The 11,960-nt window shown below is 63.2% G+C and carries 15 protein-coding genes; 14 read left to right on the plus strand and 1 reads right to left on the minus strand.

Annotated elements, in window-relative coordinates; all coding sequences use genetic code 11:
- The first annotated feature begins 12 nt into the window (after positions 1-12).
- Genes LJF27_RS09720 through LJF27_RS09770 form a run of 11 tightly spaced genes read left to right on the plus strand, consistent with a single transcriptional unit; the run spans position 13 to position 8,684 of the window.
- On the plus strand, positions 13-351 hold the full coding sequence (locus tag LJF27_RS09720; protein WP_058167794.1) for an RAQPRD family integrative conjugative element protein: 339 nt from the start codon (positions 13-15) through the stop codon (positions 349-351).
- Positions 348-587 carry a TIGR03758 family integrating conjugative element protein gene (locus LJF27_RS09725; protein ID WP_003125330.1) on the plus strand — a complete coding sequence of 80 codons (240 nt, stop codon included), beginning with the start codon at positions 348-350 and terminating at the stop codon, positions 585-587. The genes LJF27_RS09720 and LJF27_RS09725 overlap by 4 nt, the downstream gene beginning before the upstream one ends.
- A gap of 17 nt (positions 588-604) precedes the next feature.
- On the plus strand, positions 605-961 hold the full coding sequence (locus LJF27_RS09730; RefSeq protein WP_058167793.1) for a TIGR03745 family integrating conjugative element membrane protein: 357 nt from the start codon (positions 605-607) through the stop codon (positions 959-961).
- Positions 962-971: 10 nt separating this feature from the next.
- On the plus strand, positions 972-1,358 hold the full coding sequence (locus LJF27_RS09735) for a TIGR03750 family conjugal transfer protein (RefSeq protein WP_058167792.1): 387 nt from the start codon (positions 972-974) through the stop codon (positions 1,356-1,358).
- The gene (locus LJF27_RS09740; RefSeq protein ID WP_003086164.1) at positions 1,355-2,014 is read left to right on the plus strand and encodes a PFL_4703 family integrating conjugative element protein; all 660 of its coding nucleotides are present in this window, start codon (positions 1,355-1,357) and stop codon (positions 2,012-2,014) included. Before LJF27_RS09735 ends, LJF27_RS09740 begins: the two co-directional genes overlap by 4 nt.
- Positions 2,011-2,895 (plus strand): TIGR03749 family integrating conjugative element protein, encoded by an 885-nt coding sequence (locus LJF27_RS09745; protein WP_198339559.1) that lies wholly within the window; start codon positions 2,011-2,013, stop codon positions 2,893-2,895. Before LJF27_RS09740 ends, LJF27_RS09745 begins: the two co-directional genes overlap by 4 nt.
- On the plus strand, positions 2,879-4,384 hold the full coding sequence (locus LJF27_RS09750) for a TIGR03752 family integrating conjugative element protein (protein WP_003086162.1): 1,506 nt from the start codon (positions 2,879-2,881) through the stop codon (positions 4,382-4,384). Before LJF27_RS09745 ends, LJF27_RS09750 begins: the two co-directional genes overlap by 17 nt.
- Positions 4,362-4,805 carry a TIGR03751 family conjugal transfer lipoprotein gene (locus LJF27_RS09755; RefSeq protein WP_058167790.1) on the plus strand — a complete coding sequence of 148 codons (444 nt, stop codon included), beginning with the start codon at positions 4,362-4,364 and terminating at the stop codon, positions 4,803-4,805. Before LJF27_RS09750 ends, LJF27_RS09755 begins: the two co-directional genes overlap by 23 nt.
- A complete protein-coding gene (locus LJF27_RS09760; RefSeq protein WP_058167789.1) occupies positions 4,805-7,747 on the plus strand; it encodes a conjugative transfer ATPase in 2,943 nt (980 codons plus the stop codon). Before LJF27_RS09755 ends, LJF27_RS09760 begins: the two co-directional genes overlap by 1 nt.
- Positions 7,744-8,028, plus strand: a complete 285-nt coding sequence (locus LJF27_RS09765; protein ID WP_017001416.1) for a hypothetical protein — start codon at positions 7,744-7,746, stop codon at positions 8,026-8,028. The genes LJF27_RS09760 and LJF27_RS09765 overlap by 4 nt, the downstream gene beginning before the upstream one ends.
- Positions 8,025-8,684 (plus strand): DsbA family protein, encoded by a 660-nt coding sequence (locus tag LJF27_RS09770; protein ID WP_198339560.1) that lies wholly within the window; start codon positions 8,025-8,027, stop codon positions 8,682-8,684. The genes LJF27_RS09765 and LJF27_RS09770 overlap by 4 nt, the downstream gene beginning before the upstream one ends.
- On the opposite strand, the gene LJF27_RS09775 is transcribed toward LJF27_RS09770, so the two are convergent.
- Complete coding sequence (locus tag LJF27_RS09775; protein WP_003108468.1) at positions 8,681-8,899, minus strand: hypothetical protein; 219 nt, start codon at positions 8,897-8,899, stop codon at positions 8,681-8,683. The two genes, LJF27_RS09770 and LJF27_RS09775, sit on opposite strands and share 4 nt — an antisense overlap.
- A 558-nt stretch (positions 8,900-9,457) precedes the next feature.
- On the opposite strand from LJF27_RS09775, the gene LJF27_RS09780 reads away from it, so the two are divergent.
- The 3 genes from LJF27_RS09780 to LJF27_RS09790 are packed head-to-tail and all read left to right on the plus strand — an operon-like array spanning position 9,458 to position 11,946.
- Entirely contained in the window at positions 9,458-10,645 is a 1,188-nt protein-coding gene (locus LJF27_RS09780; protein WP_023104921.1) for an NAD(P)/FAD-dependent oxidoreductase, read from the plus strand.
- Between the two features lie 22 nt (positions 10,646-10,667).
- Positions 10,668-11,090 carry a DUF1641 domain-containing protein gene (locus LJF27_RS09785; protein WP_058167787.1) on the plus strand — a complete coding sequence of 141 codons (423 nt, stop codon included), beginning with the start codon at positions 10,668-10,670 and terminating at the stop codon, positions 11,088-11,090.
- A complete protein-coding gene (locus tag LJF27_RS09790; RefSeq protein WP_003123368.1) occupies positions 11,080-11,946 on the plus strand; it encodes a methyltransferase domain-containing protein in 867 nt (288 codons plus the stop codon). Before LJF27_RS09785 ends, LJF27_RS09790 begins: the two co-directional genes overlap by 11 nt.
- The last annotated feature ends 14 nt before the right edge of the window (positions 11,947-11,960 follow it).

An 11,960-nucleotide genomic window follows, 5' to 3' on the forward strand; every position in this document is an offset into this window, starting at 1 on the left:
AAGAGATTCGCCGTGAACACTCCACATCCATCCCTTCGCCGAAACTGCCTGGCCGTCTTGGCCTGCAGTGCGCTGGTCGCACAGGGAGCTTTCGCAGCGAGCGCCTCCGAGCAGGCGAACCTGGAGGTGATGATCCGGCAGCTCAACGCCCTCGAGGACACCGCCCGCCGCAGTGCCCAGGGCGCCGATGAGCCCGGACAGCGCTTCTACTTCGACTACTCACGCCTGGCCGCTGACCTGCAGCGCATCCGCCAAGGCCTGCAGGACTACATGACGCCCAGCCGCGCCCAACCGCGTGACCCTTCCGACCTATCTGGGAATTACACCCTGCGCGGAGGGCCGATGCCGTGAGTATGAGCGGAGCCCAGACATCGGCGTTCCAGGCCGCCGCTGGCTTTCCCCCATCGGCCGGCGAGGGGCTGTTCATTGGAGCAGCTATGACCTTCCTTCTGCTGTGGTCCGCCTGGGCGATGTACAGCACCTGGCGCGGCTGGGCCACCAACAACCTCGACAGCGCCACTGCCGGCGCTTCCGCGATACGGATCTTGGTCCTCCTCGGCATCACCTCTTTCTTCCTCCTCAGCTGACCCATACGGAGACACTCATGCTGAAATTCACCTTCCACAAACTGTCCGCCCTCTACCGGAGCCTGGCTGCCATCTCTTTGGCACTCCCAGGTGTCGCCTTGGCTGCACTCCCCAAACCCGAGGCACCTAGCCGTGGGGAGGGATCGGGCATCATGCAAACCATCCAGAACTTCGGCTATGACGGAGCGATGCTCCTCGCGCTGCTCATCTGCGCGGCTGTCTTTCTGGGGGTCGCTTGGCATACCTACGGCACCTATCACGCCATCCATGACGGGAAGAAGAAGTGGTCGGATCTCGGAGCGGGCGTAGCCGTAGGTGTCGGCCTGCTGATCTTGATCATTTATCTCGTCACCAAAGCCACCACCATCATGTAAGGGCCTTCCCATGCCCGAAGAACATCTGTTTCAGGATGGGACCCTCAGCTTCCTGCCGACCCGTTTGAACCGGCAACCGGTGGTCATCGGCGGCCTGACCGCAGACGAAATGTGGATCATGGTCTTCACCAGCGGAGCAGCCGGGTTCGTTCTTGGCATCCCGGCTGCCTTGGTCGCAGGTAACGCTGCCTGCATTCCACTGGGCGCGCTGCTGGTCGGCGCCCTCGGCCTGGGTATCGGCAGCCGCGTCCTGCGGCGGATGAAGCGGGGGCGGCCCGATACCTGGTTCTACCGCCAGGTGGAGCTGGCCCTCTCGCTGCGCTTTCCCGTCTTCGGCAACCGTCGCCTGGTGACGCGCTCCGGCGCATGGACCAGTCGACGCACGGAGTCCCCATGAGTTTCAGAAAACACACCGCGCAACAGCAGGCTCACATCAACACGTTCCGGTTCATCACCGGCTTCCTGTGCATGGTCATCGTTGTGCTGGCCTACTGCGTCTGGGAAGCCCGCAAGGACCTCTGGATCCACATTCCGCCCGACTTGCGCTCAGGAAGCACCCGGTTGTGGTGGGACATTCCGCCAGAGAGCGTCTATGCGTTCGGCCTCTACATCTTCCAGCAGGTGCAGCGTTGGCCCAAGGACGGCGAGGTGGACTACAAGGGAAACCTGTTCCGCTACGCCGCCTACCTCACTCCCTCCTGCAAAGTCTTCCTGGAGAAAGACTTCGAGTTTCGTCGTAACGCCGGCGAGCTCAGGGGACGCGAGCGCACCACCTCGGAAATCCCCGGTCGAGGCATTGGCGAGAGCAATGGCCGCGTGATCCAGCACTCGATCAATGACTGGACCGTCAACCTGGACATGGACAGCACGGAGTATTACGCCGGCGAGAAGATCAAGCGGGCGCTGGCCCGCTACCCGTTGCACGTCATCCGCGCCGACGTCGACCCGGAGACTAATCCCTTCGGCCTGCAGTGGGACTGCTACTCCGACACGCCTCAACGTATCGAGCTTGAAGAGCCGGCCGCCCCCACCAAGCGGGAGGGAGGTCTATGATCCGGAAGTCGACAGGCTCGCTCTTGCTAATGCTTGCCCTACCCACACTGGCCCACGCGGTGGAGATTCTGCGCTGGGAGCGCATTCCGTTGGCCATTCCATTGACGGTCGGCCAGGAACGCATTGTCTTTGTCGACAGAAACGTGCGAGTTGGCGTTCCTCGGGATCTGCAGGGCAAGCTGCGCGTCCAGAGTACCGGCGGTGCACTCTACCTGCTCGCCAACGAGCCGATTCCTCCGGCGCGCCTGCGCCTGCAGGACGCGACCAATGGCGAGCAGATGCTCATCGATATCGCCGCCACCGAGGCAGCGGCCGACCAACAGCCGCGCGAGCCGGTCAGGATCGTCGCCGGCGAGCCCGTGGCTCCGCACTATGGCCAGTCCCGGGAAGCCCAGCCATCGGCAGCAGCGAAACAGATCGAGCAGGCAGAAGCACCGAAGGCCGTGCCGCGCGAAACGCCCGTCCCCGTGGTTCTGACGCGCTATGCGGCGCAGATGCTCTATGCCCCGCTTCGCACGGTGGAACCGGTGGATGGTGTCGGTCAGGTGCGCGTCAAGCGACAGCTCGACCTGACCACCCTGCTCCCCAGCCTGCCCATCACGGCTACCGCCTTGGGCGCCTGGCGGCTGGACGACTACTACGTCACGGCGGTGAAGCTGCAGAACGCCAGCGCCCAGCACCTGGCCCTGGATCCCAGGGACCTGATGGGCAATTTCGTCGCCGCGACCTTCCAGCACCCGTACTTGGGGGCCCGAGGTGACGCTTCCGACACCACCACCGTGTATCTGGTGACGCGCGGCCGCGGCCTTGCCGACGCGCTCCTGCCCTCCTCCATCAGCCAGATCGATCCCAAAGGAGGCCGTCGTGGCGCTGACCGGTAATCCCCTCCTGAAATTGCTGGTCATCCCCGTCGTCATCGGCGCCATCCTGATCGGCGTGAGCATGATGGGCAAGAAGGAAAGCGCGCAATCACAAGGCGCCGCAACCCCGACGGTAACGTCGGAAGAAGCGGCAACCCTGGGCATCGACGGCGACACGCCCGCCGACACACTACGCACCATCGTGGCGGAAAGCCGGCAGCTCAAGGACCAGATCAGCAAGGTGATCCAGGAGAATGACTCGCTCAAAGCCGCCAATGAGAACCTGCAGGGCCGCCTGCGCAACATCGATCAGAACATAGAGCAGAAGCTCAACAACACCGCCCAGGAGCTGCAGCAACAGCAGGAGAACCGTAGCCAGACGATCCTGGACCAGGTACAGAAACGGCTCGAGAACCTAACCCACATTCCCGAGGCCGGCGACACCGACCTGCCCGTAGGATTCGGCGTGCGACCAGAGGATGGCCAGCACTTTCAGGGAGCGGGCTCGTCGTCATCGGACATCGTCTGGATCGAGCCCCAGGACGCCCGCGCGGTCGATGCCAATGGCCAGCCGCTGGCCGCCGGCTCCACCACCCAACCGAGCGGATTCAGCTTCCCGACCTCCTTCGGCAACGCGGTCGATCGCGGACAGAACGCGCTGGAGCGGATCGATGACGGGCTGCACCCCGTTGGCCAACAGCGATCCGACCTGGAAAACCGCAAGCTCGTCCGCAAGACCTACACGCTGCCGCAGAACTCGACGCTCATGGGCTCGGTGGCCATGTCCGCCCTGATCGGTCGTGTGCCGGTCGACGGGACGGTCAATGATCCTTACCCGTTCAAAATCCTCATCGGCCCGGACAACCTCACCGCTAACGGCATAGAGCTGCCGGACGTCGCCGGCGCGGTAGCCAGCGGGACCGCCTCGGGCGACTGGACACTCTCCTGCGTGCGTGGGCAGATCCGCAGCCTCACGTTCGTGTTCAACGACGGGACCGTGCGCACCTTCCCGGCGCCGGCCGAGGAGGTGAATGACAACCAGAGCAACAACAACCAGACCGCCAGCGCCGACCAGAAAACCATCCAGGGCGGCCTCGGCTGGATCAGCGACCCCTACGGCATCCCATGCATCGCCGGTGATCGCCGATCCAATGCCAAGGAGTACCTGGGCAATCAGAGCCTACTCACGGCTGCCGGGGCCGGCATCGCCAAGCTCCTGGACGCCGACGAGAACAACACCAGTACCGTCTTCAGCGGCAACGGCACCAGCTTCGGGACGACCGGAACCAACAGCAACTCGGCCCTCAACAGCATCCTCTCCGGCGGCGTCAGCGACATCCGGCAGTGGATGAACAAGCTGTACGGCGAGGCCTTCGCCGCCGTCTACGTGCAACCTGGCGCACGGGTCGCCGTGCATCTCGATCAGCAACTGGCGATCGACTACGAACTCAAGGGCCGCAAGGTCGACTACAGCTCTGGAGCCGCTCATGCAACAGCAGACCTGGACTAACCCCCTTCTTCGTCTCTGCGCCGGCCTGGCCTGCGCGCTAACCCTGGCAGCGTGCTCCACCAGCAAGGAGGAGATGCTGCCCCACGGCGAGGCCAACATGCTCGACGTCTGGGAACAAGGTGCAACCAGCTCGATAGGCAACAGCCGTGGCCGGCTACTCCTCGATGCCAGGCAAACGCTGCGGCGCCCGATCGATCCGCAGCAGGTTGCCTCCGCGAACGACCAGGCCGACTACACCCGCTCGGCCAGCAACGAGATCCACAGCCAGTTCAAACGACTGCCCAATCCCGACCTGGTCATGTATGTGTTCCCGCACCTAGCCGGCAGCGATCCCGCCCCGGTACCGGGCTATACCACCGTGTTCCCCTTCTACCAGCGAGTCCAGTACGCCATGCCGGGCGAGCGCACGGAGGACTACTGATGGGCCTTTTTCAAACCCTTCTGCGCGGTCGCACACAGCCTCAGTCGGTACCGACAGACGCTCCCGAAGATTCAGGAGCGCTGGACGTAGCGGCCGTGGAAGAAGCGACTGAGCGCTATCTGGCGCGACTGGCCGCCATGGGTATCCCTTTACCCAACACCGGGAGCAAGAATGGCGCCACGCAGGCTGAAGCGTCACGCCTCTACGATCACGCCCCATCGTTCGTCGACCTGCTGCCCTGGGCCGAGTACCTGCCCGACGAACAGGTGATGCTCCTGGAAGATGGGCGTTCGCGTGCCGTCTTCTTCGAGCTGGTGCCTTTGGGCACCGAGGGCCGCGATCCCAATTGGATGCAGAACGCCCGGGACGCATTGAAAGATGCCCTGCAGAACTCCTTCGACGAGCACGAAACCTCGCCCTGGATCGTCCAGTTCTACGCCCAGGACGAGATCAGCTGGGACAATTTCCAGGAGCAGTTGAGGCAGTACGTCCATCCTCGAGCGCGAGGATCGGCCTTCAGCGAGATGTACCTGGCGCTCATGAAGCATCACCTAGACGGCATTTCGAAGCCGGGCGGACTGTTCGTCGACACCGCCGTCAGCAAGCTGCCCTGGCGAGGACAACAGCGGCGCGTGCGGATGGTCGTGTACCGCCGGATCCGCAAGGCGGATGCGCAGATTCGCGGACAGGACCCGGCGGCGTACCTGAAATCCATCTGCGAGCGTATCCAAGGCGGCCTGGCGAACGCCGGCATCGTCGCTTCGCGCATGGGCGGACAGGAGATCAGGAACTGGTTGATCCGCTGGTTCAACCCGCACCCGGATCACCTCGGCCAGGCCGAGGCGGATTTACGTCGCTTCTACGAACTGGTATGCCGGCCGGACGAACCGATCCTGCAGGATGAATTGCCACTGGCCGACGGCACCGACTTCTCCCAGAACCTGTTCTATCGGCAGCCTGTTTCCGATGCCACCCAGGGCGTGTGGCTCTTCGATGGCATGCCGCACCGAGTGATTGTGGTCGACCAGTTGAACAAAGCGCCGCTGACAGGCCACGTCACCGGCGAGACGCTCAAAGGCGATGGCCTCAACGCCCTGTTCGATCGAATGCCCGAGGACACGCTGCTGTGCATCACCATGGTCGTGACGCCGCAGGACATGCTGGAAGGGCATCTGCAGCAGCTCTCGAAAAAGGCCGTTGGTGACACCCAGGCCTCGATCCACACCCGCGAGGACGTGGCCACCGTTCGACGCCTGATCGGCCGGGAGCACAAGCTCTATCGCGGAGCGATCGCTCTGTTCGTGCGCGGCCGCGACCTCACCCAGTTGGAGGAACGCTGCATCACCCTGAGCAACGTACTGCTCGGCGCCGGCCTGGTGCCGGTCGAACCGCAGAACGAAGTCGGACCGCTGAACAGCTACCTGCGCTGGTTGCCCTCGAACTTCGATCCGAACGAAAAGCGGGCCCTGGAGTGGTACACCCAGATGATGTTCGCGCAGCACATCGCCAACCTATCACCCATCTGGGGGCGTACCACCGGTACAGGACACCCTGGCTTCACGCTGTTCAACCGTGGCGGCGCGCCATTGACCTTCGACCCGTTCAACAAGCTGGACCGGCAGATGAATGCCCACGGCTTCATCTTCGGGCCAACCGGGTCCGGCAAGTCGGCGTCCCTGACCAACCTCATCAGCCAGATGCTCGCCATGTACCTGCCTCGGATGTTCGTCGCGGAAGCGGGCAACAGCTTCGGCCTGCTGGCTGACTTCGCCAAGCGGTTTGGCCTCTCGGTCCACCGGGTCCGCCTCGCCCCGGGCTCCGGGGTCAGCCTGGCGCCGTTCGCGGACGCCATCAAGCTGGTCGAGAGTCCCGACCTGGTGAAGGTCCTGGATGCCGAAGACATCGAGGCCTCGGACGCCGTCCAGGGTAACAAGGTCGACCTCGAGGACGATCAACGAGACATCCTCGGCGAGATGGAGATCGTCGCGCGCCTGATGATCACCGGCGGCGAAGAGAAGGAAGACGCGCGTCTGACCCGTGCCGATCGCAGCGCCATCCGCCAGGCGATCCTGGCGGCGGCCAGGACCTGCGCCGCCGCGAACCGCACGGTACTGACCCAGGACGTGCGCGATGCGCTCTACGAGGCCTCCAGGAGCGATGGCAACGCGCCAGAACGCCGCGCGCGGATCGCCGAAATGGCGGAAGCCATGCAGATGTTTTGCATGGGCGCCGACGGCGAGATGTTCAATCGCGAAGGCACGCCCTGGCCTGAGGCCGACCTTACCGTGGTGGATTTCGCAACGTACGCGCGCGAAGGCTACGCCGCCCAGCTCGGGATCGCCTACATCTCGCTGCTGAACACCGTGAACAACATCGCCGAACGCGACCAATTCAAGGGCCGGCCAATCGTCAAGATCACCGATGAGGGGCACATCATCACCAAGCACCCGCTGCTGCTGCCCTACGCCATGAAGATCACCAAGATGTGGCGGAAACTGGGCGCCTGGTTCTGGCTCGCCACCCAGAACATCGACGACATCCCAGCCTCCGGGGCTCCGATGCTGAACATGATCGAGTGGTGGTTGTGCCTGAACATGCCCCCCGACGAGGTAGAGAAGATCTCCAGGTTCCGCGAGCTGTCGCCGGCGCAGAAGTCGATGATGCTCTCGGCCCGCAAGGAAAGCGGCAAGTTCACCGAGGGCGTGCTCCTGGCCAAGGGCAAGGAGTACCTCTTCCGCGTGGTTCCCCCGAGTCTCTACCTGGCTCTGGCCATGACCGAAAACGAAGAAAAGAACCAGCGCTACAACATCATGCAAGCCACCGGCTGCGACGAGCTCGAGGCGGCCTTGCAGGTCGCAGCGGATCTCGACCAGGCGCGCGGCCTGCCGCCCTTCCCCATTATTTTCCCAGACCAACCGGCAGTGGAGTGCCTGGACGAATGAGAGCTCTGAATTCGCTAACCCAGAACCTGATCGACAACCTGACCCAGATCCTGCAGAACCCCGAAGAAGATGCCCTGCAGACGCTCAGGATATGCGCTCCTGTATTGATCGAGGAGCTGCAGCAGATTCAACTGAGGGCGGTCGATCGCCGGGATATCGCCCCGCAGATAAAGCAGCTCCTGGATGAATGGCTGCAACAGCATCCACAGCCTGATACGGCCCAACAGGCGCTCATCGAGGCCGTGGACCGCGCGGAAATCCTACAGCGGAGGCAAGCGTGAGAGTGTTGAAGGGCGGCTGGGCAGCGAGACGATTTCAAGGTCCCGCCCTGCCCTGGGCGGGGCTGCTGCTGGTCTTGCTGGCTGCATCCGCCGTTGGGGTAGAGCTTCTGGTGAAGGGGCTGCCAGCCAACCACAGCCTCTACGGCGATGCGAAAGCACGCTGGACGATCAATGAATACGCCGACCTGGAGTGCCCCTTCTGCAAGGTCTACACCCCGCGGCTTAAGCGCTGGGTAGACAGCCATCCGGACGTGAACCTGGTTTGGCGGCATCTTCCCCTGCAGATGCATGGCGAGGCGGCCCGCCACCAGGCTCGCCTTGTGGAGTGCGCGGGGATCCAAGGCGGCGCCAAAGCCTTCTGGAGCGCTATCGATGCGATCTTCGCTCAGTCGGCCGGCAACGGGGGCGGGCTGGCTGGCGGCACATTGGACTTTCCTGAACTGGACCAGTCTCGACTGGAGAAATGTGCGAAAGACATGGACCTGGTGGGCCAGTTGATTAAGACGGACATCGACACTGCACGGTCGAACGGCATTACAGCGACCCCGACCCTGGTCATACGGGACAACCAGACGGGACGAAGCGTGAAGCTGGAGGGAATGGCCGACGAAACCACGTTGCTGTCGGCGATCGACTGGCTAGCCAAGGATCTCTAGCGTCGCGCCAAGAGACTCTTGGCTAAGAAATCGGCGAGGATTCCAACATCCCTCTTTTGGGCCTCCAGGATTCCCTGCACTTCACCTGGCAGAACCTCGACCTCCTCCCCATCCACAATCTTTACCATTCTCTTGCGGCCGGAGCTGGTGAGGCTAAGCCTCAACTCCATCGCCGGCCGGGCATTGATGTAAATGCTCTCGAGCAAGCGCTCCATGACTTCGACCACTCCTTAACATCAATTAGCCAGCTACATACAGGAATTATGCTACCCAGGACATGAAGGCGTCACCCCTACTTATGTACGCAGCAGCGCTCGATCACGGCTCGAAAAAATACACCACCTACGAGCTGATGATTTCCTGCAGCTCCATCGGAAGCGATCCTGTCTCCTGTCTGGACCTTCCTCGAATCGCTACAGACCCATGCCTCTTCATCACTCCCCCCCTGGCCGGCGGCCACAAACGCTGGCCGTTGGCGTACTACTGTTACTGCTGAGCGGCGCGAGCCAGGCCGAAACCTGGGTCATCACCGACAGGGCTCATCCGGTCTCTGCCACCGGATCGTCGCGCGTTCCGCTTCGGGACGCCCCTGGAACACCTCGAGAAACAACTGACTGCGGCCTTGTCCCAGGATCCCCGGCATTTCAGCGGTAACCTTCCAACACAGCGCAGATTTTTCCGCCATACCTACTAAGTTTCACAGTAAATCCTCCTCATCAACTCCTGGCTCTGGGCTATAGGTATTTGCAGTAATCACACAAGAGCAGGGGATCATGGACCGAGTTATCATCGTCGGCGGCGGAGTAGGTGGCACCATGCTCGCCAACCTTCTCGTGGCCAGGCTCTACGCTGAGGTCCTCAGCGGCAGAGTGCAGGTGATGCTGCTATCGGATTCGCCCGATCACTACTACAAGCCGGCGTTCATGTACGTCGCCTTTCAGCAGTTCTTCCTGGAAGATCTGAAGCGACCGGAACGTTCGCTGTTGCGCCCAGAAGTGGAGTTCCGAGTCGACCAGGTGGTCCGCTTCGATTTCGCTCGCCAAGAACTGCATACCCGCAGTGGCAAGCGGCACGGCTACGACTATCTGGTCATTGCCACTGGCTGCGTGCCGGCTCCCGAGCGGATTGAAGGCCTGAAGGAAGCCGGCGAGCACTTCTACCAGTACCAGCCGGCGCGCCGGCTGGCGGAGCGCCTTGCCAACCTGGAGTCGGGCCGGATTTTCATCACGGTGAGTTTCCCGAAAACACCGAACGTGCCCCACCAATGCGGGATCGCGCCTGTGGAGACCACCCTGATGCTCGATGACTATCTGCGCCGTCGGGGCGTCCGCGAACGTGTGGAGATCGTCTACACCTATCCCACCACTGCCCAGCTGCTACGCAACTGCCTGTTCCTGCAACGGCCAACCTGCGAGATCCTGCCGAGTCTATTCGAGCAGCGTGGCATTCGTTTCCAGCGTGGTTTCACCTTGGCCAGGGTCGACCCCGAGCGGCGCATCGCCTATTCCGAAGAGGGCGATGAGCAGCCCTTCGACCTGCTCATGGCGACGCCGCCGATTCGCGCAGTGGATGTCGTCAGGGAGTGTGGCCTGTCGCAATCCGCCGCCGACGAAGGCTGGTTGCCGACGAACCATGAAACCTTGCAGGTGTATGGCACCGAGCGGGTGTATACCCTGGGCGATACCGTCGATCTACCGGTGAGCAAGGCCGGAGGCGCCTGCCACAACCAGGCGCCGGTGATCGCCAGCAACATCGCCGCTGAGATCCGCCTCGGCAGCCCTTGCGCAACCTACGACGGACGGGTTCAGGCCGTCGCACAGATGGGCCTGAACACCGGCATGCCGCTATGGTACGACTACAGGCACGATGTCCAGCCGACCCCGCCAACCAAGCTTGGCGGTCTGTTGCGCCAGGGTTTCAATCGCGGGCTGTACTGGGCGGTCGCTCGCGGAATGCTTTGACCCCACACGGGGAGGAGCCGACATGGATAGCCATCAGCAGCCTCGCGCCGCGGCGCAGGCCGATATTCCCCTGTTCCCCCAGCAGACCCGGGAGGGCCTGCAGGCCCTGCTCGACAAGCTGCAGCCACTGATCGAGGGCCACCGCCTGGACAACCTGGTCGACCTGCTCTCGCTACTTTCGGATCTCATCGACCTGCTCGACCCGGCCATGGTGGACAGGCTGGCATCGCTCTTCGAGCAGGCCACCAATGTCGGCTGGTCCGTCGGCAACGCAGTGCGCGTGGCCAAGGCCGAGGTGCTGCGTGAGCAAGCGCCGAACCTTAAAGACCTATTGCGGCCGTTGCGCGATGCCGATACCCGACGCGGCCTGGCGCTAGCCCTGGGGACCTTGCGCACCCTGGGGCGCCAGATTGCCGCCGAGCAGGAGATCACCCATGGTGCGTGACGACCAGCTCAGCCGTGCGAACACCGAGACACACTGGGATCCTTCCGCCTACATGCAGTTTGCCCGGCTACGCCAGCGGCCGGTGGTCGAGCTGCTCGATCATATCGAGATGCACGCCCCCCAGCGGATTTATGACCTCGGCTGCGGCACCGGCATTGCCACCGAATTGCTCGCCCGCCGCTGGCCGGATGCCGAGTTGCACGGCGTGGACAGTTCCGCGGAGATGCTCGCAGAGGCGGCGCGCTTGCCGATCAAGGCATCCTGGGAACGTGCCAACCTGCAGCACTGGTGTGCCGAGCGTCCGGGCAGCCTGATATTCGCAGCGGCGGTGCTACATTTCATCGAGCGCCACGGAAGCCTGCTTCCGCGCCTGCTCGGGCAGTTGAGCCCCAGCGGCTGCCTGGCGGCGCACATGCCGAACTGGCGCGATGCATCCTGGTATCGCCTGATGCTCGACGCGCTGGACAGCGCCGGTCCCGCTGGCTCTCCACTCGGCAGCCCAGCGCTGCGCTACCTGATGCAACAGCGCAATGTGCTGTCCTTAGACAACTACTACCGCCTGCTGGCACCGCTCTGCGCAGAGGTAGATATCTGGGAGACCGAGCACCTGCAGGTGGTGGATGGCAACGACCCGATCTTCGACTGGGTGAAGGTGTCAGCCCTGCGTCCGGTGCTCGGCGAGTTGGAGGAGGAGGCCCGGCGGCGTTTCCTCGACCGTTACCTGGAACTGCTGCACCGTTACTACCCACGGGAGCTAGATGGACGAACGCTGTTCCCGTTTCGTCGCGTGTTCATCGTCGCCAGCCTTGCGCCACTGAAGACTCGGGCAAACTTCCGCCCTAAGGATGAAGCTTAACCCCTGGCGTACAG

Source organism: Pseudomonas sp. 203-8 (assembly GCF_020708595.1).
Taxonomy (GTDB): domain Bacteria; phylum Pseudomonadota; class Gammaproteobacteria; order Pseudomonadales; family Pseudomonadaceae; genus Pseudomonas; species Pseudomonas aeruginosa.

Excerpts from the sequence above, each read along its gene's own strand:
- LJF27_RS09730 (WP_058167793.1), top strand. The coding sequence starts at position 605 with ATGCTGAAATTCACCTTCCACAAACTGTCCGCCCTCTACCGGAGCCTG.
- LJF27_RS09735 (WP_058167792.1), top strand. The coding sequence starts at position 972 with ATGCCCGAAGAACATCTGTTTCAGGATGGGACCCTCAGCTTCCTGCCG.
- LJF27_RS09740 (WP_003086164.1), top strand. The coding sequence starts at position 1,355 with ATGAGTTTCAGAAAACACACCGCGCAACAGCAGGCTCACATCAACACG.
- LJF27_RS09745 (WP_198339559.1), top strand. The coding sequence starts at position 2,011 with ATGATCCGGAAGTCGACAGGCTCGCTCTTGCTAATGCTTGCCCTACCC.
- LJF27_RS09755 (WP_058167790.1), top strand. The coding sequence starts at position 4,362 with ATGCAACAGCAGACCTGGACTAACCCCCTTCTTCGTCTCTGCGCCGGC.
- LJF27_RS09760 (WP_058167789.1), top strand. The coding sequence starts at position 4,805 with ATGGGCCTTTTTCAAACCCTTCTGCGCGGTCGCACACAGCCTCAGTCG.
- LJF27_RS09765 (WP_017001416.1), top strand. The coding sequence starts at position 7,744 with ATGAGAGCTCTGAATTCGCTAACCCAGAACCTGATCGACAACCTGACC.
- LJF27_RS09775 (WP_003108468.1), bottom strand. The coding sequence starts at position 8,899 with ATGGAGCGCTTGCTCGAGAGCATTTACATCAATGCCCGGCCGGCGATG.
- LJF27_RS09780 (WP_023104921.1), top strand. The coding sequence starts at position 9,458 with ATGGACCGAGTTATCATCGTCGGCGGCGGAGTAGGTGGCACCATGCTC.
- LJF27_RS09785 (WP_058167787.1), top strand. The coding sequence starts at position 10,668 with ATGGATAGCCATCAGCAGCCTCGCGCCGCGGCGCAGGCCGATATTCCC.
- LJF27_RS09790 (WP_003123368.1), top strand. The coding sequence starts at position 11,080 with ATGGTGCGTGACGACCAGCTCAGCCGTGCGAACACCGAGACACACTGG.